At 73.1% G+C, this 20,645-nt stretch carries 20 protein-coding genes; 5 read left to right on the forward strand and 15 right to left on the reverse strand.

Annotated elements, in window-relative coordinates; translation table 11 throughout:
• Window positions 1-187: 187 nt before the first annotated feature.
• The 3 genes from IE295_RS21635 to IE295_RS21645 all read right to left on the reverse strand — a co-directional run bounded on the left by IE295_RS21635 (window position 188) and on the right by IE295_RS21645 (window position 3,310).
• Window positions 188-967, reverse strand: coding sequence for an HAD-IIA family hydrolase (locus IE295_RS21635; RefSeq protein ID WP_190065358.1), 780 nt, complete (start codon window positions 965-967; stop codon window positions 188-190).
• 95 nt (window positions 968-1,062) lie between these two features.
• Window positions 1,063-2,016: a hypothetical protein gene (locus IE295_RS21640; protein ID WP_190065359.1), complete on the reverse strand. Its 954-nt coding sequence runs from the start codon at window positions 2,014-2,016 to the stop codon at window positions 1,063-1,065.
• A 154-nt stretch (window positions 2,017-2,170) separates the two neighbouring features.
• Window positions 2,171-3,310, reverse strand: coding sequence for an ROK family transcriptional regulator (locus IE295_RS21645; protein ID WP_190065360.1), 1,140 nt, complete (start codon window positions 3,308-3,310; stop codon window positions 2,171-2,173).
• 96 nt (window positions 3,311-3,406) lie between these two features.
• On the opposite strand from IE295_RS21645, the gene IE295_RS21650 reads away from it, so the two are divergent.
• The 3 genes from IE295_RS21650 (at window position 3,407) to IE295_RS21660 (ending at window position 5,744) form a co-directional block, all read left to right on the forward strand.
• Window positions 3,407-4,537: a Gfo/Idh/MocA family oxidoreductase gene (locus IE295_RS21650; RefSeq protein WP_372479671.1), complete on the forward strand. Its 1,131-nt coding sequence runs from the start codon at window positions 3,407-3,409 to the stop codon at window positions 4,535-4,537.
• On the forward strand, window positions 4,534-4,992 hold the full coding sequence (locus IE295_RS21655; protein ID WP_190065361.1) for a heme-degrading domain-containing protein: 459 nt from the start codon (window positions 4,534-4,536) through the stop codon (window positions 4,990-4,992). The genes IE295_RS21650 and IE295_RS21655 overlap by 4 nt, the downstream gene beginning before the upstream one ends.
• Window positions 4,993-5,111: 119 nt before the next feature.
• Entirely contained in the window at window positions 5,112-5,744 is a 633-nt protein-coding gene (locus tag IE295_RS21660) for a pyridoxamine 5'-phosphate oxidase family protein (RefSeq protein ID WP_190065362.1), read from the forward strand.
• 83 nt (window positions 5,745-5,827) lie between these two features.
• Here the strand turns inward: IE295_RS21660 and IE295_RS21665 are convergent, their stop codons facing one another.
• The 7 genes from IE295_RS21665 to IE295_RS21695 form a co-directional block, all read right to left on the reverse strand.
• Entirely contained in the window at window positions 5,828-7,213 is a 1,386-nt protein-coding gene (locus IE295_RS21665; protein WP_190065363.1) for a choice-of-anchor A family protein, read from the reverse strand.
• A gap of 64 nt (window positions 7,214-7,277) precedes the next feature.
• Window positions 7,278-8,135 (reverse strand): fumarylacetoacetate hydrolase family protein, encoded by an 858-nt coding sequence (locus tag IE295_RS21670; RefSeq protein WP_190065364.1) that lies wholly within the window; start codon window positions 8,133-8,135, stop codon window positions 7,278-7,280.
• 92 nt (window positions 8,136-8,227) lie between these two features.
• Entirely contained in the window at window positions 8,228-9,019 is a 792-nt protein-coding gene (locus IE295_RS21675; RefSeq protein ID WP_224323511.1) for a YidC/Oxa1 family membrane protein insertase, read from the reverse strand.
• 173 nt (window positions 9,020-9,192) lie between these two features.
• A complete protein-coding gene (locus IE295_RS21680) occupies window positions 9,193-9,522 on the reverse strand; it encodes a DUF6412 domain-containing protein (protein ID WP_224323512.1) in 330 nt (109 codons plus the stop codon).
• A 69-nt stretch (window positions 9,523-9,591) separates the two neighbouring features.
• Complete coding sequence (locus IE295_RS21685) at window positions 9,592-11,100, reverse strand: sodium:solute symporter family protein (protein ID WP_190065441.1); 1,509 nt, start codon at window positions 11,098-11,100, stop codon at window positions 9,592-9,594.
• 41 nt (window positions 11,101-11,141) lie between these two features.
• Window positions 11,142-11,339, reverse strand: coding sequence for a DUF3311 domain-containing protein (locus tag IE295_RS21690; RefSeq protein ID WP_224323513.1), 198 nt, complete (start codon window positions 11,337-11,339; stop codon window positions 11,142-11,144).
• Window positions 11,340-11,464: 125 nt separating this feature from the next.
• Window positions 11,465-12,748: a DUF445 domain-containing protein gene (locus tag IE295_RS21695; RefSeq protein WP_224323514.1), complete on the reverse strand. Its 1,284-nt coding sequence runs from the start codon at window positions 12,746-12,748 to the stop codon at window positions 11,465-11,467.
• Between the two features lie 261 nt (window positions 12,749-13,009).
• Here IE295_RS21695 and IE295_RS21700 point away from each other — a divergent pair, with 261 nt between their 5' ends.
• Window positions 13,010-14,338: an SGNH/GDSL hydrolase family protein gene (locus IE295_RS21700; protein ID WP_190065366.1), complete on the forward strand. Its 1,329-nt coding sequence runs from the start codon at window positions 13,010-13,012 to the stop codon at window positions 14,336-14,338.
• 93 nt (window positions 14,339-14,431) lie between these two features.
• On the opposite strand, the gene IE295_RS21705 is transcribed toward IE295_RS21700, so the two are convergent.
• From IE295_RS21705 to IE295_RS21720, 4 genes are read right to left on the reverse strand one after another with little or no spacing between them, the layout of a single operon-like run.
• Entirely contained in the window at window positions 14,432-15,112 is a 681-nt protein-coding gene (locus IE295_RS21705; protein ID WP_224323515.1) for a DUF1707 SHOCT-like domain-containing protein, read from the reverse strand.
• 21 nt (window positions 15,113-15,133) lie between these two features.
• On the reverse strand, window positions 15,134-16,108 hold the full coding sequence (locus IE295_RS21710) for an ABC transporter ATP-binding protein (protein ID WP_190065368.1): 975 nt from the start codon (window positions 16,106-16,108) through the stop codon (window positions 15,134-15,136).
• Window positions 16,105-16,869 carry an ABC transporter permease gene (locus tag IE295_RS21715; protein WP_190065443.1) on the reverse strand — a complete coding sequence of 255 codons (765 nt, stop codon included), beginning with the start codon at window positions 16,867-16,869 and terminating at the stop codon, window positions 16,105-16,107. Before IE295_RS21715 ends, IE295_RS21710 begins: the two co-directional genes overlap by 4 nt.
• Window positions 16,870-16,924: 55 nt before the next feature.
• On the reverse strand, window positions 16,925-17,725 hold the full coding sequence (locus tag IE295_RS21720; RefSeq protein WP_190065444.1) for an ABC transporter permease: 801 nt from the start codon (window positions 17,723-17,725) through the stop codon (window positions 16,925-16,927).
• A gap of 263 nt (window positions 17,726-17,988) precedes the next feature.
• On the opposite strand from IE295_RS21720, the gene IE295_RS21725 reads away from it, so the two are divergent.
• Window positions 17,989-20,292, forward strand: a complete 2,304-nt coding sequence (locus tag IE295_RS21725; RefSeq protein WP_190065369.1) for a transglycosylase domain-containing protein — start codon at window positions 17,989-17,991, stop codon at window positions 20,290-20,292.
• Window positions 20,293-20,304: 12 nt separating this feature from the next.
• On the opposite strand, the gene IE295_RS21730 is transcribed toward IE295_RS21725, so the two are convergent.
• Window positions 20,305-20,625 (reverse strand): DMT family transporter, encoded by a 321-nt coding sequence (locus tag IE295_RS21730; RefSeq protein ID WP_086572728.1) that lies wholly within the window; start codon window positions 20,623-20,625, stop codon window positions 20,305-20,307.
• Window positions 20,626-20,645: the final 20 nt, after the last annotated feature.

A 20,645-nucleotide genomic window follows, 5' to 3' on the forward strand; every position in this document is an offset into this window, starting at 1 on the left:
TCCGCTCCGTGCCCGTATTGCTCCATTTGACGATCTTCAGTACCAATCAGACCGGTTCGGCCCAATTCCGGGCCTGGATCCGACCCCGCGCGCGGCGGGATCGGATCGGTCGGCCCGGTCGGATCAGGCCGACGGTCGGACCAGATCGACGGTTCGGATCAGACCGACGGTCAGATCAGATCGACAGTCAGATCAGGTCGACGAGGTCCGCGATCGAGTCGACGACCCGGGACGGCCGGAAGGGGTGCAGGTCGACCTCCTCGGCCCGGGTCAGCCCGGTGAGGACCAGGAAGGTCTCCATGCCGGCCTCGAGCCCGGCCAGGATGTCCGTGTCCATCCGGTCGCCGATCATGGCGCTGGTCTCGGAGTGGGCGCCGATGGCGTTGAGCCCGGCCCGCATCATCAGCGGGTTGGGCTTGCCGACGAAGTAGGGCTCGCGCCCGGTCGCCTTGGTGATCAGTGCGGCGACGGACCCCGTGGCGGGCAGGGCGCCCTCGGCGGAGGGGCCGGTCTCGTCGGGGTTGGTGGCGATGAAGCGGGCACCGTTGTTGATCAGGCGGATGGCCTTGGTGAGCGCCTCGAAGCTGTACGTGCGGGTCTCGCCGAGCACCACGTAGTCGGGGTCGGAGTCGGTCAGGACGTAGCCGATGTCGTGCAGGGCGGTGGTCAGCCCGGCCTCGCCGATGACGTAGGCGGTGCCGCCGGGGCGCTGGTCGTCCAGGAACTGGGCGGTGGCCAGGGCCGAGGTCCAGATGTTGGCGACCGGCACGTCGAGCCCGATCCGCTGCAGCCGGGCGTGCAGGTCCCGGGCCGTGTAGATCGAGTTGTTCGTCAGGACGAGGAAGGGCTTGCCGGACTCGCGGAGCCGCTTGATGAAGGCGTCGGCCCCGGGCACCGGAATGCCCTCGTGCATGAGGACACCGTCCATGTCGGTGAGCCAGGACTCGATCGGCTTGCGCTCTGCCACTGCGGGACTCCTGCCGTGCTGTCGCCCGTCACCGGCGGGACACCGGGACGCCAGGACGGCACCACTCGTGCGCCGCCCTGACACCCCCAGCCTAATCAGTCGCCGGCAGTGGTCTCCGTGGCCGTTGTTCCGGCCGTTGTTCCGGCCGCTGTTTCCCAGGGAGCCGTCCCTGGCGCCGGGCCCTCCGCGGCCTCCGGCACGCGGCCCCGTACCAGGCGGGCGCCGATCAGCAGGGCCGTCCCGGCGGCCAGCAGGGCGCAGGCCACGAGGCCCAGCGCGAGCACGGGCCGCTCGTCGCCGCTGTCGGCGAGCGTGTACGGGGCCCCGGCGGCGTCGCCGGACCCGCCGGCCGGGGCGGCCGGGCTGCTCGGGCCGGCCGGGTCGCTCGGGCCGGCCGACGCGGACGGCGCCGGCGTCGCGCGGGCGGGCCCGACGGCGAAGGCGTAGTCGTCGGACTCCCCCACCCAGGCACCGTCGGCGCCGCGCTTCTGCACGGCGGTGACGTTGGCGGTGACCGCTCCCTCGGGGGCGTCGCCGGTGAAGCCGAGCCGCAGCGGGATGGTGACCGTTCCGTGCGCGGGCACCGCGAAACCGGCGAATTGGGCGGGGTTGTCGCCGAGGACCCCGACGTTCTCCGCCTCGTCCGTGCGCTCGAAGCGCACCGGCAGCCAGCGCGAGCCGCCCTGGTCGTAGAAGTCGAGGTGGACGTGGGCGGGTTGGAGCGTCCGTTGTTTGTCGGCGAGGACGGCGACGGGGTGGATGGCCCGGCACTCGCCGTCGGTGTCGTTGTGCAGCTCCAGCCGCCAGGTGCGCGGGGCGCCGCCGCGCTCGTACGCCCCCGGGCCGCCGGTCAGCCGCGAGGTGATCGGGAACGCGCTGCCGGCGGGGTTGCCGCACTGCTGCGGCGGGGGTTCGACGGACGGCGGGGCCGCCCCGGCGGCCGCGGGGGCCCAGGCGGTGGCGCACGCGAGGAGGGCGGCGCACGCGAGGAGGGCCCGCCGGGCGGACCCCGGCACGCGGGTCGGGCACATCGCGGACAGCGCAGGCATCGCGGGACCTCTGCGGGTGGGGGCTCCGGTCGTACCGGAACATCCCACCGCGGCGCAGCCGGTCATCGCGCGGCCCGGGGCTTGCGTCCGACTGGGCGTCAATCTCCGCCCGATAGGCCGATGGTCATATCGCCCGAGTCCCGGAGCCGAAAGTTCAGCCCTTCCTTGTGGCCTCGTCCGGGTGGAGGGCCGTGGCGGCGGAGCCCGCGCGGCCGAAGAGGGGGGCCAGCACCAGTTCGGCCGCGCCCTCGACCACCGTGCGCTCGCCGCCGGGCACGACGCCGACCGGAACGGCGTCCGCCAGCTCGGCGCGTACGCCGCGTACGTACGCGTCGGGGTCCGCCAGGACGGTCCGGCCGCCGAGCAGTACGTGGTCGATGTCCAGCAGCCGGACGAGGTTGGCGGCGCCGACCCCGAGCAGGCGGGCGGCGCGGGCGGTGTCACCGGCCGCGACGGCCGCCAGACAGAGGACCTCCAGGCAGCCGCGGTTGCCGCAGGGGCACGGGGGCCCGTCCAGCCGCAGCACCTGGTGCCCGAACTCCCCCGCGCCGGTCCTGGCCCCGCGGTGCACCCGGCCGCCGAGCACGAGGCCCGCGCCGAGGCCGGTGCCGAGGTGGAGGTAGGCGAAGGAGGCGGCGTCGCGCGGGCCGCGCAGGGCGAGGCCGAGGGCGGCGGCGTTGGTGTCCTTGTCCAGCGTGACGGGCAGGGCCAGCCGTTCGCCCAGCGCGTCGCGCAGGGGGAAGCCGTCCCACTGGGGGAAGCCGGTGACGCGGTGCAGCACCCCGCCGCGGTGGTCCAGGGGCCCCGGGGCGGCGACTCCGGCGCCGAGGACGGCGGGGGCACCGGCCTCCGCGAGCAGCACCGCCACCTCGCGCGCCACCGCGCCGAGCACCGCGTCCCCGCCCGCGCCGAAGGCGAGCGGCGCGGTGCGCGTGGCGACGGCCGCGCCAGTGAGATCGGCCAGGGTGACGGTCAGGGCGTCGCGGTCGAGGTGGACGCCGAGGGCGTGCGCGGCTCCGGGCACCAGGCGCAGGAGGGTGGCGGGCTTGCCGCCCGTGGAGGCGCGGCGGCCCGCCTCGGCGGCGAAGCCGGACTCCCGCAGCCGTCCGGTGATCTTGCTGACGGCCTGCGGGGTCAGCCCCGTGCGCACGGCCAGCTCCGCCCGGCTGGCCCCGCGCTCGCCGGCGTCGCGCAGCAGGCCGAGGACGAGGGCGGCATTGTGGTCGCGCAGGGCGGCGAGGTTGGCCCCAGGATGGGTTCCGGGCCCGGCTCCGATAGTGCTCACAGGCCTCATTCTCCACTCCACTTGCACTTACGCAACACTGTTGCCAAAGTGGCCCCCATGGAAACCACGGGCGAGGACACGGAAACCACCGGCGCGGAGACCACGATGGAAACCACGGACATGACGGCCGCCCCGGACGACGACACCGGCGCCTTCCGCACCCCCCTCCGCGTGGGCCTCATCGGCTACGGCCTCGCGGGCTCGGTGTTCCACGCCCCGCTCGTCGCCGCCGCCGACGGGCTGGTCCTCGACACCGTCGTCACCGCCAACCCGGAACGGCAGCGGCAGGCCCTCGCCGAGCACCCCGGGGTCCGTACCGCCGACAGCGCGGACGCCCTCTTCGCCCGCGCCGGCGAGCTCGACCTGGTCGTCATCGCCTCCCCCAACCGCACCCACGTCCCCCTCGCCCGCGCCGCCCTCGAGGCCGGGCTGCCGGTCGTCGTCGACAAGCCGCTTGCCGCGACCGCAGCCGAGGCCGAGTCGCTGGCCGCGTTCGCCGACAGCCGGGGCCTGCTGCTCAGCGCCTTCCAGAACCGGCGCTGGGACAACGACTTCCGCACCGTCGCCCGGCTGATCTCCGACGGCACCCTCGGGCGCGTCCTGCGCTTCGAGTCCCGCTTCGAGCGCTGGCGCCCCCGCCCCAAGGGCGGCTGGCGCGAGTCCGGCGACCCGGCCGAGGTCGGCGGCATCCTCTACGACCTGGGCAGCCACCTCGTCGACCAGGCGCTGGCCCTCTTCGGCCCCGCCACGACCGTCTACGCCGAGGCCGACGTCCGCCGCGACGGCGCCGAGGCCGACGACGACACGTTCATCGCCCTCACCCACGCCGGCGGCGTCCGCTCCCACCTGTGGATGAGCGCCACCGCCTCCCAGCTCGGCCCGCGCTTCAGGGTGCTGGGCAGCACGGCGGGCTACGTGAAGTACGGGCTCGACCCGCAGGAGGCCGCGCTGCGCGAAGGCCTGCGGCCGGGCGACGGCCGCGCCTGGGGCGTCGAGGCCGAGTCCTCCTGGGGCCGCCTCGGCGCCGGCGAGTCCCCGCTCACCGGCGGCGGCGAGCCGGTGAAGACGCTGCCGGGCGACTACCCGGCGTACTACGCGGCGATCGCCCACGCCCTGCGCACGGGCGGGCGGCCGCCGGTCACGGCGACGGAGGCCGCGGCGGCGCTGCGCGTGCTGGAGGCCGCGAAGCTCTCGGCGGCCGAGGGCCGTACGGTCCGTCTGGAGGAGGCGCGGTGAGCGAGGAGGTCGCCCGGCTCGCCGACGACGAACACCGCCTGGTCCTGGACCGCTTCGACCACGACGACGCCTGGCGGCTCGGCTGCCTGCTGACGGACCTCGCCCGCGAGCGCGGCGCGGCCGTCACGATCGGCATCCGGCGCGGCGCCCAGCGGCTCTTCCACTGCGCCCTGCCCGGCACGTCGGCCGACAACGACGCCTGGATCGACCGCAAGAGCCGGGTCGTCGACCACTACGCCGAGTCGTCGTACCTGGTCGGCGCCCGCTTCCGCGCCAAGGGCCGCACCTTCGAGGACTCCTCCCGCCTCGATCCCGGCCGCTACGCCGCGCACGGCGGCGCGTTCCCGCTGCGGGTGCGCGGCACGGGAGTGGTGGGCGTGGTGGCGGTGTCGGGGCTGGCGCAGGGCGAGGACCACGCGCTGGTCGTCGAGGCGCTGGAGCGCTTCCTGGCCTGATTCACCGTCACATGCCGTCGGTACGCAATCCCTTCATGGCGTGCGCCACACGCCCACGCAATGCCCATCCGGGGCGGTTACGCTCCGAATGGGACACGCGCAGGGAAAGGACGCAACCGATGGAGACCGCCGCCGGCATAGTCGAGATCACCTCGGGGGACGAGCTGCGCGAGCTGCTCGGCCGGCCCACACCGCAGGCCGCGGGCAAGGTCCGCACCCGCCTCCACGAGCACGACATACGGTGGCTGGAGCGGTCGCCGTTCTGTCTGGTGGCGACGTCCGCGGCCGACGGCAGCTGCGACGTCTCCCCCAAGGGCGACCCGCCCGGCTTCACCGTCGTTCTCGACGACACGACGATCGCGGTGCCGGAACGTCCCGGCAACCGCCGCGCCGACGGCTTCCACAACATCCTGAGCAACCCTCAGATCGGCCTGATCTACCTGGTCCCGGGCCGCGGTGACACGCTGCGCATCAACGGCCGGGCCCGGCTGGTCCGCGACGCGCCGTTCTTCGACCGGATGGTCGTCAAGGGCCACCGCCCGCAACTCGCCGTCCTGGTCGAGATCGACGAGATCTTCTTCCACTGCTCGAAGGCCTTCCTGCGCTCCGAACTCTGGAAGCCGGAGACCTGGAACCCCGACGCGCTCCCGTCGCGGGCCCGCATGGCCAAGTCGCTGGACCGGCCCGAGGACAGCCTGGAGGAGCTCGAGCGCTACTACGGCCCGCAGTACGGCGCGAGACTGTACGGATGACCCCCTGATGCGACCGTCCGGCCGCCGGGCGCCGGCCGGGGCGCCGGCCGACGGCGGGCCGGCCGGTCACGTCCAGCGGCCGGTCACATTCGGCGGCCGGGGCCGGAGCCCGAGCGGGTGCGGAAGAGGACGGCCAGGGCGAGGGCCGCGCCGACGGCCATCAGGGTCGCGCCCACCGCCATCGAGGCCCTCATCGGCGGTCCCTGGCGGGGCACCTCGTGGACGTCGGCGGGGCCGGCGGCGTCGTCCGGTCCGGCGGCGCCCGGGCGTCCCAGGAGTCCCTCGAGGCCGGCCGGGAAGCCGGGAGGCAGCGCTCCCGCCGGGAAGGGCACCGGCTCGTCGATGTCCGCGGGGCCGTCGTCCGGCGTCGGGCCCGTACCGCATTCGGGGAGCACGCCCTCGAAGGGGTAGGCGTGGATGGTCTGGCCGCCCGGGCCGCCCGTCCCCGACTCGTGGGCGAGCGAACCCGCCGTGAACACCCGCCCGTTCACCGCCGGCACCGAGAGCCGGGTCGTGGAGGAGTGGCGGCCCACCAGCACCGAGCCCTGCAGTTGCCCGCTGCCCGCGATCCGGACCACCTTCGCGTCGGGGATGTTCCACAGCAGCCGTTCGCGCCGCACGCCGGTGAGCGCACCGGCCGAGGTGTTGATCGTCCGCGTGTCACCGCTCTCGCTGATCACGTTCACCAGCACCGTCGCCCTCGCCGGGATCTTCCGGAAGGAGAAGTCCTGCGCGCTCCCGTCGGGTCCGACGAGGTCGAAGGGCACGTTGAAGACCTGGAACCCCGAGGTGCCGTTCCCCGTGAAGACCGTGACCTTGCCCTGGTTCACCGCCGTACCCGTCGGCTTCCTCGGCACGCCCTTGTCGTAGGCGTAGCACGTGCTCGCCGCGGTGAGTTCCTCCCGCACCCCTTCGTAGGCCGCCACCGCCCGCGCGTCGCGCACGGCCTTCGGGCTCACCGTGCCCGTACCGGCCTGCTGTCCGGCGAAGGCGACCGTCCCGTTGACGGGGCCGTCCTCCGCGAGCAGCCGCTGGCCGGCGGCGAGTTTGAGGTCGCCGCCCACCCGCAGGAAGGGCGAGCCGTTGTCGGGCGGCACCCGGGAGCCCACTCCGACCGCCCCCACGTTGTACGAAAGGGGCGCCCCGGCGCCCTTGGCCAGGTCGAAACCGCCCACCACGACCACCCTTCCCTCGGCTCCGGCCGCCGCGTCGCGCACCGCGAAGTCGCCGCCGACGAAGACGTTGACGCCGTTGTCGCGTCCCACGACCGCGCCGCCGTTCGGGTCGGGGTACGCGGCCGGGCACTTGCCCGGCACGCAGGGCCCCGGCCCGGCGGCGGCCCGCCCGTCGCCCGCGCCCGGCGCGGCGAAGGCGCATGCCAGCAGGGTGCCGCCGGCCGCGGCCAGTGTGGCCGCGGCCGCGACGACCGAATGAACGACCCGGCGCGTTCCACGCTCCCTCTGAGACATATCCGAAAATATGCATATTGCGTGGAGCAGATCACGGACCCACACCGCCGGTCCCCCGGACGGCCTACGCGTTCTTCACCTGCTGGCGCTGCCTCCCCAGCCCGTCTATCTCCAGCTCCACCACGTCCCCCGCCCGCAGATACGGCTTCGGCTCGGGCCTGCCGAACGCGGTCCCGGCGGGCGTGCCGGTGTTGATGACGTCGCCGGGATGCAGCGTCATGAACTGGCTGACGTACCGCACCAGATGCGCGACCGGGAAGATCTGCCGCGCCGTGCCGGACTCCTGCATCAGCTCGCCGTTGACCCACAGCCGCATGCCCAGCGCCTGGGGGTCGGGGATCTCGTCGGCCGTCACCAGCCACGGCCCCAGCGGATTGAAGGTCTCGCAGTTCTTGCCCTTGTCCCACTGGCCGCCGCGCTCGTTCTGGAACTCGCGCTCGGTGACGTCGTTGGCCACGGCGTACCCCGCCACCGCCGCCAGCGCCTCCTCGTCCGTCCGCAGATACCGCGCCGTACGGCCGATGACGACGGCGAGCTCGACCTCCCAGTCGGTCTTCTCGCTGCCGCGCGGCACCAGCACGGTGTCCTCCGGGCCGACGACCGTGTCCGGCGCCTTGAGGAAGACCACCGGCTCGGCCGGGGCCGCCAGGCCGGCCTCGGCCACGGCGTCCCGGTAGTTGGCGCCGATGCCGACGATCTTGCCTATGCGGGCGACCGGCGGGCCGGTCCGCAGCCCCCTCGGGTCGAGGACGGGCAGGATGCGGGCGCCGACGGCGGCCCGGACGTGGGTGAGCGCGGCCTGGTCGCCGAGCAGCGCGCCGTCCACGTCCGGGACCAGCCCGGACAGATCGCGCAGCGTCCCGTCGTCCTCCAGCAGCGCCGGGCGTTCCGCCCCGGCGGGTCCCACGCGCAGCAGTCTCATCGCTACAACTCCCCCCAGTCGTAAAGCCTGCTCCGCCCGATCGTCCAAGAACGGAGGCTCACTCCGCAAGCCCCCTTTCGGTCCCCGGACGCCTACGTGGCGGAAGCCCGCCCCTTCCGCTCCTCCCGCTCCTGCGGCGTCCGCAGCGGCTGGAGCCACGCCCGCTCGACCGCCGTCCACGCCGTGGTCGTCACGAGGTACAGACCCGCCGCGAGCGGCACCACGGCGGCCGTGACGAGCGTGCCGAAGGAGAGCAGCGGCATCAGCTTCACCATCGTCGCCATCCCCGGCGCCTGGTCGTCCGCGCCCGCCGCCGCGGGCAGCGCCGCCGCGGTCTTGCGGTTGCGCAGGTACGTCCACGTGGCGACCACGGCCATCACCGCGAACAGGCCCATGTACACCAGCCCCTGCGCGCCCAGGAGGCCGCCCTCGCCCAGCGCGTCGGCCCACCGCTCGCCGAGCGGCGCGGCCAGCAGCCTGTGCTCCAGGAGATCGCCCCCTCCGTCACCGGTCGAGAACAGGTGGTACATCACGTAGAACACCGGCAGCTGCACCAGCATCGGCAGACACCCCGCCAGCGGCGAGGTCCCGGCCTCCGCGTAGAGCTTGGCCGCCTCCTCCTTCAGCCGCTCGGGCTTCTTGCCGTACTTCCGCCGCAGCTCGGCGAGCCGGGGAGCGAGCTCGGCCCTGGCCCGCTCGCCGCGGGCCGCCGAACGGGTGAGGGGGTGCAGGGCCAGCCGCACGCACATCGTGAACACCACGATCGCCCCAGCGGTCGCCGAGGCGCCCAGCACCGGGTCGAGCGCGTCGGCGAGATGCGTGAGGAGCGAGCCGAGGGAGGTGAAGAGAGGGGAGAAGAAGGACATGGTGAGTGAGCCCTCCACGGGTCTCGTCGTGCCGAAGGAAGCAGGGAATTCGGCGTGACGAACCACGTGGGCACAGCCCCCACGCACCCCGGCGAGCGACGATCGGCGAGCAGCAGGCAGCGAGCGACAAGGGCAAGCGGCGAGAGCCGGCCGTCAACGGCAAGCGGAAAAACGGGATGCGCGCGGCGCGCCTACGCGGACGCCGGGAGGGGCAGTCCGGGCGCTCGGGGCCGTCGGCGGCCCTGGGCATCGGGATCGCGCTGGGCGAGGAACGCCGTACGCAGCTCCCGGTCCCGTATCGCCGTGCGTATTCGGGTCGGCGTGAGCGGACCGCCCGTGCGGGCGGCCGCCACGGCGACGGCGCACAGCGTGATCGCGGCCGCGACGGCGGTGGTCGCGGCGAGCGCGACGGCGGAGAGCAGGCCGGCCTGGGCCAGCAGCAATTCGGAGAGCAGGAGGAGGAACACGCTGACGTGCGTACGCAGCACGTCGCGCGGCACGTTCCGCAGTACGTGACGCATCGTCCCCCCTCCTCCTCGCACATGCACATGAGGGAACGGCAGGTCAGCCGCTCACCAGTTCAGCGTTGTTCAGTCGTTCCGATGGTAGACCGGCCCACTGACAACGCCCTCCCCCGGGTCCGGATCCCGTCCCGGATCCCGGCCCGGATCACTCGCCAGCACCTCCTCGTCCGGCCGCGGGTCGGCCGGCCGGGGCCCCCACCACGAAACCGCCAGCGCAACGGCAACGTTCACGGCCAGCGCCACGGCGCCCGCGTTCACCCCCCACACGGGATCGTGCCCGGTGAAGACCAGCCCGCACACCAGCGCACCGCCCGCCACCAGGCCGCTCACCGCGCCCCACAGCGTCATCCGCCGCCACACCAGCCCCAGCAGGATCATGGGAACGAGCTGCGCCATGCCCTCGTAGGAGATCAGCGACAGCCGCACCAGCGTGTTCGGCTCGGTGTAGGTGAGCACCAGCGCCAGCGTGCCCGCCGCCACCACCACGACCTGCGCCGCCGTCTTCTGCCGGTCCGGCCGGCCGGCCAGCCGGGGGATCGCGCCCAGCACGCTCTTCCCCCACATCGTCCCGATGACCAGCATGAACACCGCCATCGGCACGATCGACGACAGCGCCGCCGCGACCCCGATCAGGCCCACCGCCCAGGCCGGCAGCGAGTCGACGACCAGCTTGAACAGCGCCAGGTTCGAGCCGGCTCCGGTGAGCCCCGGCACCACGAAGATCGCCGCCATGCCCAGCAGCATCGGCACGAACAGCAGCACGTTGTAGAACGGCAGCAGCATGGCGTTGCGCCGCAGCGCGTCGGCGCTGCGCGCGCCCAGGTAGCCCGCCACGGTGGTCGGGAAGATGACGACCGTCAGGGAGTTGAGGAAGCTGGTCGTGACGAACCAGCTGCCGCCCAGCCCGCTGCCGCCGTGCCCGGTGAAGGTCAGCCAGTCCGGCTTCTCGGCCACGATCCGGTCCAGGAAGGGGCCGTAGCCGTCGAAGTAGTGCAGGGGCACGTAGAAGGCGAGGAAGCCGAGCGTGACGATGACCATCAGGTCCTTGAGCACGGAGACCCAGGCGCTGCCGCGCAGGCCGCTCACCACCACGAAGCCCGTGGTCACCGCGAAGGCGATGAAGTAGGCCCAGTTCAGGCTGATCGCCCCGTAGGAGATCGTCGAGACGACGACGCCCATGCCGGTGATCTGCAGCTGGATGTACGGCAGCAGGCACACGGTCGCCAGGATCGCCACCGCCGTGCCGAGCCAGGGCCGGCCGTAGCGGTGGGCCACCATGTCGGTGATGGTGACGAGGCCGTGCCGGCGGGCGTACGACCAGAGCGTCGGGCCGACGACGTAGCCGAGCGCGTAGCCGCAGGACATGTAGGCGATGACGTAGAGGACGGGGGCACCGTGGTTGTAGCCCCAGCCGGCGGCACCGAGGTAGCTGAAGCTGGTGTAGCCCTCGCCGGCCATCAGCACCCAGATGAAGACCGTGCCGAGGCTGCGGCCGCCCACCGACCACTCGGCCAGGCCGGTGGTGCGGCCGTGGCCGCGGACGGCGAGGAGGCCCAGGGCGACGGTCAGGAGCATGAACCCGCCGAAGATCGCCGACGCGACGGCGGCGTCCGCGCTCACGCCCGCCCCCGCTTGCGGTCGCCCCGCCAGGCGAGGAAGACGGCGGCCGGGGTCAGCAACGTCGCCAGCAGCAGCCAGAAGAAGAGGAAGGGCAGGCCCAGTACGGTCGGGTGGACGCGGTCCACCAGGGGGAGGGCGCCCAGGTAGAGGACGTACGGGGCCAGGAGCCACAGCAGGGTGAGACGTTTCTTCACGGATCGACCCTAGGTCGCGGACGGGCCTGTTCCGCCCTGCGCCCCGAATTCCGGCCTCCGCCCCGGATTCCGCCCTGCGCCCCGGATTCCGGCCTCCGCCCCGGGGTCCGCCGCCGCGCTGCCCCCTACGCCCCCGACAGCCAGGAGACCGTGTAGATCACCAGCCCCGCCAGCGCGCCCACCACCGTGCCGTTGATCCGGATGAACTGCAGGTCCCGGCCGATGTGGGCCTCGATCTTGCGGGAGGTGTGCTCCGCGTCCCAGCCGGCCACCGTGTCGGTGATCAGCGCGGTGATCTCGTCCCGATAGGTCGTCACCACATAGACGGCCGCGTCCTCCAGCCAGCCGTCGACCTTCTGCCGCAGCCGCTCGTCGCCGGTCATCCGGTCGCCCAGGGAGAGGATCGAGGCGCGCGTGCGCGTCCGCAGCTCGCTGCGCTCGTCCTCCGCCGCGGCCACCATCATCGCGCGCACGGACGACCACGCCGAGGCGATGATGTCCTGCACCTCGCCCCGGCCGAGCACCTCGGACTTCAGCCGCTCGACACGCGCGCGTGTGTCGTCGTCGGACTTCAGGTCACGGGCGAAGTCGGCGAGGAAGCGGTCGACGGCACCGCGCGCCGGATGCTCGGGCATGTCGCGCATCTCCGTCACGAAGCGGAGCAGCTCCTTGTAGACCCGCTCGCCGACCTTGCGGTCCACGAAGCGCGGCGTCCAGCCGGGGGCCCCGCCGGTGACGGCCGACATCACCGAGTCGCTGTGGGTGACGAGCCAGTCGTGGGCCCGTACGCACACCAGGTCCACCGCCTTGTGGTGGCCCCCGTCGGCGACGATCCTCTCGAGCATCGTGCCGATCCCCGGCGCGATCTCGGCCGCGTCGGCCCGCCGGGTGATGGCCTCGCCGACGACCGCCTGGACGTCGGCGTCGCGCAGGACCGTCAGGGCGCCGCGCAGCGCGGTGGCGAGCTCGGCGGTCACCCGGTCGGCGTGCTCCGGTTCGGCCAGCCAGGCACCGAGCCGGGAGCCGATGCCGACGGAGCGCAGCCGCTGCCGCACCACCTCGCCCGAGAGGAAGTTCTCGCCGACGAAGTCGCCGAGGTTCTGCCCGAGCTGGTCCTTCTTGGTCGGGATGATGGCCGTGTGCGGGATCGGCAGGCCCATGGGCCGCCGGAAGAGCGCGGTGACGGCGAACCAGTCGGCGAGCGCGCCGACCATGCCCGCCTCGGCGGCCGCCGCGACGAAGCCGGCCCAGCCGCCGCCCCACCCCGCCGTCCGGCCCCACGTGGCGAGCGCGTAGACGGCCGCGACGGCGAGCAGCAGGCCCGTGGCGAGCAGCTTCATCCGGCGTACGCCGCGCTGCTTCTCGGCGTCCGCCGCGCTGTAGGTGAAGCCGCCGGGCGCGGCGGGCATCACTCCATCGGCGGCAATCGCGCCGCCACCGGCGGCAGCCGAATCCTGTCCATGGGACCGTTTCATCCGCACCACCCGTTCCGGCTGTCCTCACGTGCATTGTCCCTACCCGGCCTACCAGGGGAACGGACGAAGAGTTCCCCGCGTCTGACAAGTCGCAGCTGACATGTCACGAGCACGTGCTGCGTGGCTCTCGCCCCCCCCAGGCCGCCAGGCCGGCCCGGAGCCACACGCTCCGCAGTCCCCAGGAGACAACCGCCCATGAAGAGGTCACCCCTGCCGCACGGCGCCGCGTACGCCGTGCTCGCGTCCTTGGCGGGCGTGGTGATCGCCGTCTCGACCGCGATATTCCTCACCGCCGGCGGGTCCGGCGACCGGCCCGCGGACCGGACCCACGAGGCCCGGCGCTCCGCCGCGCCGGCGGCCACGGGCGGCTGGGTGGGTGCCTGGTCCACCTCCCCCGCGGCGGCCGAGACGGGCACCGCCCAGGGGCTTCCGGGCCGCTCGATCCGCAACGTGCTGCACACCACGCTCGCCGGCGGCAGTGCCCGCGTGCACCTGTCCAACCTCTTCGGCACCACGCCGCTGACCATCAGCCACGCCTCCCTGGCCCTCGCCGCGACGCCGGGCGGCCCGGCCGCCGTGCCCGGCAGCATGCGCGCGCTCACCTTCGGCGGGCGGGGCACGGTGACCATCCCGGCCGGCCGGGCCACCGTCAGCGACCCCGTCCGGCTCTCCGTCGGCTACGCGGCCGACCTGATGGTGACCACCTACTCCCCCACGCCCTCGGGCCCGGTCACCATTCACCCGTACGCCCGCCAGACCGCCTACCTCGCGGACGGCGACCGGGTCGAGGACACCGACGCCGGTTCGTACACCACCAAGAGCCCCTACTGGCGCTACGTCACCGCCGTCGACGTCTGGAGCACCGAGGCGCGCGGTTCGGTCGTGGCCATCGGCGACTCCATCACCGACGGCGTGTCCTCCACCGTGGGGGCCAACCGCCGCTGGACCGACTTCCTGGCCGCCCGGCTGCGCTCCGAGCCCGACGCCCCGCGCTACGGCGTGCTGAACCAGGGCATCAGCGGCAACCGGATCCTGCTCGGCGGCCAGGGCGCCTCCCCGGTCAACAACCCCAGCGCCCTGGAGCGCTTCGACCGTGACGTGCTGTCCCGGGCGGGCGTGCGGGCCGTGGTCGTCGAACTGGGCGTCAACGACATCCTGCGCCGCCCGAAGCAGACCGACCCGGCCCGGATCACGGCGGGGCTGCGGCAGCTGGTGGAGCGTGCGCACGCGCGCGGGGTGCGCGTCGTGGGCTCCACGCTGACGCCCATCGACGGCCACAAGGGCGTCGTGCCGGAGCAGGAGATCGTGCGGCAGGGCGTGAACGCCGAGATCCGCGCCGGACGCGTCTTCGACGACGTGGTCGACTTCGACCTGGCGCTGCGCGATCCCGCCAACCCGCAGCGGCTCCTCCCGGCGTACGACTGCGGCGACCATCTGCACCCCAGCGACGCCGGCTACCGCGCGATGGCCGACGCCCTGGACCTCGAAGCGCTCAAGAGCCGGCCGGTCGCCGCCGCGCTGTGAGCCGCGGGCGCGGCGAAGGTTCCTGTGCGGCGAAGGCGCCTGTGCGGCCGTCCGGAGAAACGATCACTCGGACGAAGCAGGCCGCTGAAACGATCACTCCAGCGACTTGCGGCCGCTCCGGCGCTCCTCGCGGCCCAGGCGGCGCTCCTCGCGCCGCTCCTCCCGCAGCCGCTTCCGCTCGGCCTTCGGCAGCTTCCGGTCGACGCCGACGCCGCCCCAGAAGGCGAAGCCGGTGACGTGCACCCTGGGGGATCCCGGGGTGCCCGGGCCGGAGGCCTTGTCGTCGAAGGCGCCCATGATGCCGACGCCGCCGACGTGCACCTCGAGCTCCGGCGGGACGGTGACCTGCATGCCGCCCATGACGGCGATGCAGCGGATGACCACGTCGCGGTCCTCGAACCGCGCCTCGCGCAGGTCGATCTCGCCGCCGCCCCAGAAGGTGAACGCGGTGAACGTGCGGGGGACGGTCCATGCGCCGCGGCGCTGGAAGCCGCCCATGATGCCCACGGCGCCCTTGGACGTCGCCCGCCCGCCGATCCGCCCGGCCCAGCCCTCCGCGGCCGGCTCGGCGGCCCCGGCGGCCGTCCGGGAGGGCATCGGCAGGTCCCTCACGAGCGGTTCCAGATCGGCGTGGGTACGGGCCTTGTAGGCGGCGTCCAGCCTCTCCTCGAACTCCTCCATGTCCAGCCGCCCCTCGGCGACGGCCTCGCGCAGGGCCTCGGCGATCCGCTCGCGCTCCGCGTCCGAGGCCCGCATCTCAGGAAGCTCGCTCATCATGGCGACCAGCGTAAGGGCCTACGGCGTCGGCCGTTCGGCGTACATCCGGGCGATGACCTCCTCGATGTCGGGCTCGCGCACCGACAGGTCCACCAGCGGATACCGCCCGGCCACCGCCGCCACGATCGGGGCCGCGCTGCTGGTCGCGGCGAACGCCAGCCACTGGCGCGGCCCTTCGACCTTCACCGTGCGCGCCCCCGGCACTCCGGCGATGGGCGGAATCTCATGTTCCAGGTCGACCACGAGCATCCGCTCGCTCTCCCCCACCGCGTGCAGCCCGTCCAGCCCGCCGTCGTACACGAGCCGGCCGTGGTCGATGACCATCACCCGCTTGCAGAGCTGCTCGATGTCCGTCAGGTCGTGCGTGGTGAGCACGACGGTCGTCCCGCGCTCGGCGTTCACCTCCCGCAGGAACTCCCGGACCTTCGCCTTGCTCACCACGTCGAGGCCGATGGTCGGCTCGTCGAGGTAGAGCACCTCCGGGTCGTGCAGCAGCGCCGCCGCGATGTCCCCGCGCATCCGCTGGCCGAGCGAGAGCTGCCGCACGGGCACGTCCAGCAGCCCGCCGAGGTCGAGCAGTTCCACACAGCGCTCGAGGTTGGCGCGGTAACGGGCCTCGGGGACGCGGTACATGCGGCGCACCAGGCCGTAGGAGTCGCGCAGGGGAAGGTCCCACCACAGGGTGGTGCGCTGCCCGAAGACCACGCCGATGCGGCGCGCCAGACCCGTCCGGTCGCGGGAGGGGTCGACGCCCGCGACGCGCAGGCGTCCGCCGCTGGGCGTGAGGATGCCGGTGAGCATCTTGATGGTGGTGGACTTCCCGGCGCCGTTGGGGCCGATGTAGCCGACCATCTCGCCGCGCGGCACGCTGAAGCTGATGCCGTCCACGGCCCGCACCTGGTGCCGCTCCCGGCGCAGGAAGCCCGTCCTGCGGCGGATGTCGAAGACCTTCCGCACGTCGTCGAGCTCGATGAATCCGTCCACCGTCGTCAACTCCCCGTACTCCGATAGCTCCGCAGTCCCGTCCGCCACGCCAGCCCGGCCGCCACGCAGCACACGAGCGCCACCAGGGGCGAGGCGAAGTCGACCCAGGCCGGCAGCCGCAGCGGGTCGTCGCGGCCCAGGACGCGCAGCGCCGGCAGCCAGTTGACGAAGGCGAGCGGGACGACGAACGTGACACCGCGCACCAGGTCGGTGGCGAAGACCGTGGGCGGGTACTGCAGCAGCGTCGTCCCGCCGTAGGTGAAGGCGTTCTGTATCTCCGAGGCGTCGTCGGCCCGGAACTGGAACGCCGCGCCGGCGACGAAGACCGCCCCGAAGATCACCGCTCCGCTGACGAGCATCAGGGGGACGAGCGCCACCGCCGTCGGCGTCCAGTCGACGTCGAGGCGCGTCAGCGACCAGGCCAGCAGCAGCACCCCCTGGCTGAGCCGGCCCAGCCGCCGCAGCGCGAAGCGGTCGGCGGCCACCTGGGCGAGGACGGGCACCGGGCGCGTCAGGAGCACGTCCAGCGTGCCGTCGCGCACCCGCCGGCCGAGGCGGTCCATGTTGCCGAGGGCCAGGTCGGCGAGGCCGAAGGCGGTGCTCGTGGTGCCGTAGAGGAAGGCCACTTCGGGAAGGGAGAACCCGCCGAGCGCGTCGACGTGCGAGAACATGATGGCGATGGCCACGAAGTCGAGCGCGGTGGCGGCGAAGTTGCCGGCGGTCATCATCACGAAGGACAGGCGGTAGGCCATCGTCGAGCGGACCCACATCCCCACGATGAGGCCGTAGGAGCGCAGTCCGTCGCCCCACCGGCGCGCGCGGGCGTCAGCCACCCTGGACCACCACCTTGCGCGTCGCCGCCGACTGCAGCACCCGTCCCGCCGCGAGCAGGACCGCCGCCCACGCCGCCTGGAAGGCCAGCGCCACGGCGAGCCCCGCCCCGTGGTGCCGCCCCAGGAGGACGTCCACGGGCACCTGCAGCATGGCCGCCCACGGCAGCGTCCGCGCGACCTCGCCGAAGGCGCCGGGGAAGACGTTCAGGGGCAGCAGCGTCCCGGAGAAGAACATGCACAGCAGGGCGCTCAGCGTGCCCACCCCCGAGCCGTCGAGGAGCCAGAAGGCGCACAGCGCCACCAGATAGCGCAGCGCGAAGCTCACGACGACGCCCAGGAGGACCGACAGCAGGAAGGACAGCCAGGTCACCACATCGCCGGGGAGGGCCAGTTCGAAGGCGAGGGCGCCGACGGCCAGGGGCACCACCCCGCGTCCCAGCAGCTGGAAGAGCGCGCGTCCCAGGTCGCTCGCCAGCCACCACATCTGCAGGTCCACCGGCCGGTAGAGGTCGACGGCGATGTCACCGGAGCGGATGCGGTCCTGGAGCTCCTCCTGGAAGCCGCCGCCGAGGAGCGAGGCACAGGCCAGCAGCGCCTGGCTGACCCAGACGAACGTCAGCGCCTGCGACCGGTCGTAGCCGCCCAGGTGCGGCCGTTCGTTCCACAGGGCGATGTAGGTGTAGGCGACGATAAAGCCGAAGACCGTATTGGTGAACACCCCGGCGGCGGTGGCCGTCCGGTACGTCGCGTACCGCCGGAAGCCGCCGACCGCGACGGCCGCGTACAGCCGCATCCCGCGCTCCCCCTCGTCGTCGCCGAAGCGCACGAGCCTAGCCGTACATATCGTCCGGGAACCACGGAATTTCACCCCATGGAGTGGTCGGGCTGGCCTGAACGGCCCTTACGGCGCTGTCAAACGTGCGCTGGGACCTTCAGCCGGAACGCTTGATGCGACAGTGTCTTTCGGGGCGTACGACGCAGTTCGGAACCGCCCGACCCGACACTGCTCCGCCGTGGCCGCACAACCCCGGCGGCGGCCGAGGAGTCCCTGGAGACATGAGCGACGAGCAGTCACAGCAGCGGTCCGCCGGTGCTGGCCACGCGCCGCCCCGTTGGGCACCGCGGGGGGAGGCGGCCGCGGCCCCCGGCGCGCCCGGCGGGCGGGGCCGTCCCCGGCGCACGGGCCCGCGCCGGCTCCTGCCCACCTGGCGCATGGTGCTCGGGGGATTCCTCCTGATCGTCCTGCTGGTCGTGGGCGGACTGGTCGCCGGCTATCTGCTGGTCGACATCCCCCCGGCCAACAAGGCCGCCGTCGCCGAGAGCAACGTCTTCCTCTACGCCGACGGCTCCCAGCTCGCCCGCGACGGCGAGGTCAACCGCGAGAGCGTGGGGCTCAGCCGCGTGCCCAAGGACGTCCAGCACGCCGTCCTCGCCGCTGAGGACCGCGACTTCTACTCCGAGTCCGCCGTCAATCCCGAGGCGATGCTGCGCGCCGCCTGGAACACCGTCACCGGCAAGGGGAAGCAGTCCGGTTCGACGATCACCCAGCAGTACGTGAAGAACTACTACCTCGGCCAGGAACAGACCATCAGCCGCAAGGTGAAGGAGTTCTTCATCGCCATCAAGCTGGACCGCGAGGAGAGCAAGAACGACATCCTCGAGGGCTACCTCAACACCAGCTACTTCGGGCGCAACGCCTACGGCATCCAGGCCGCCTCCCAGGCGTACTACGGCAAGGACTCCGACAAGCTCACCACCGCCGAGGGCGCCTACCTCGCCACCCTCCTCAACGCCCCCAGCGCCTACGACGTCGGCGCGCACCCCGAGAACAAGCCGCGGGCGCTGGCCCGCTGGAACTACGTCCTCGACGGCATGCTGAAGAAGAAGTGGCTCGGGCAGGACGAGCGCGCGCGGATGACGTTCCCCTCGCCCGGCAAGACCAAGCCGCGGCTGAGCATGACGGGACAGCGCGGCTACCTCGTGGAGGCCGTCAAGGACTACCTGACCAGCAACAAGATCATCGACGAGACGACGCTGGCGGCCGGCGGCTACCGCATCACCACGACGATCGACCGGAAGAAGCAGGACGCCTTCGTCAGTGCGGTGCGCCGGCAGCTGATGGACGACCTCAGCGACGACCGCAAGGTCGACCGGTACGTACGGGCCGGCGGCGCCTCCATCGACCCGAGGACCGGCAAGGTCGTCGCCCTCTACGGCGGCATCGACTACACCAAGCAGTACGTCAACAACGCCACCCGGCGCGACTACCAAGTCGGTTCCACGTTCAAGCCGTTCGTCTTCACCTCGGCCGTCGACAACGACTCGACCACCCAGCAGGGGCGCCTGATCACGCCGTACACGATCTACGACGGCACCAACAGGCGTCCGGTGCAGGGCAGCGGCGGTCCCGTCGGCTACGCGCCGGAGAACGAGGACGGCCGGTCCTACGGCCCGATCACCGTCACCAAGGCCACCGACCTGTCGGTGAACTCCGTGTACGCGCAGATGGCCCAGGACGTCGGCCCGGCCAAGGTCAAGGACACCGCCATCGCCCTCGGCATCCCCGCCCGGACGCCCGACCTGACCGCCACCCCCTCCATCGCGCTCGGTGTGGCCACCGCCAGCGTCCTGGACATGACCCAGGCCTACGCGACGCTCGCCAACCACGGCCGGCACGGCCCGTACACGCTGGTGGAGTCGGTGGCCAAGTCCGGCGAGGACATCCAGCTGCCGGACGGCAAGGAGGTCAAGCCGGTGGTGACGCGCGAGGCCGCCGACACCACGACCTCGATCCTGCAGAGCGTCGTGGAGAGCGGCACCGGCCGCAGGGCCCAGGCCGCGGGACGCCCGGCGGCGGGCAAGACGGGCACGGCCGAGGAGGACAAGGCCGCCTGGTTCGCGGGCTACACCCCCGACCTGGCGACCGTCGTGGCGGTGATGGGCCAGGACCCCGACACGGGCGACCAGAAGCCGCTGTACGGGGCCGCCGGGGAGCCCCGCATGAACGGCGGCGACTACCCCGCGCGGATCTGGGCGGCCTACACCGCCGACGCGCTGGAGGGCACCGAGGCCACCGACTTCGACCTGGAGCTGCAGAGCGGCGCGGTGGCGCCGCCCCCCGAGCCGTCCCCGACGTCGGCTCCGCCGACGGAGACCACCGCCCCGCCGACGACGGCCCCGCCGTTCACCCCGCCGACCACCGAGGGCCCGCCGCAGCCACCGGAGTTCACGGTTCCGCCGGTCACCCCGCCGGGCTTCCCGACGCCGCCGGGACTGCCCACGTTCGGTCCGCCGAACGACAAGGAGCGGCGTCCGTCGGAGCGCCGGGGCGCCGGCGACCTCCTGGGGTACGACTACTGACGCCGGGCCGCCTCAGTGGCCGGAGGTGGCCTTCAGGCCCACCACGGCCACCAGCAACAGGGTGATGAACAGGACGCGGGCGGCGGTCACCGGCTCGCCGAGCACGGTCATGCCGAGCACCGCCGCACCGGCCGCGCCGATGCCGACCCACACTCCGTAGGCCGTGCCGATGGGGAGCGTCTTCGCGGCCTGCGCCAGCAGCAGCATGCTGGCGACGATGCCGGCGACGGTGAACACGCTCGGCCACAGCCGCGTGAAACCCTCGGTGAACTTCATGCCGATCGCCCAGCCGACCTCGAGCAGACCGGCGACGGCGAGCAGGACCCATGCCATGACGGCACCTCCGGTGGAAA

The organism is Streptomyces griseocarneus (assembly GCF_014655595.1).
GTDB lineage: Bacteria > Actinomycetota > Actinomycetes > Streptomycetales > Streptomycetaceae > Streptomyces > Streptomyces griseocarneus.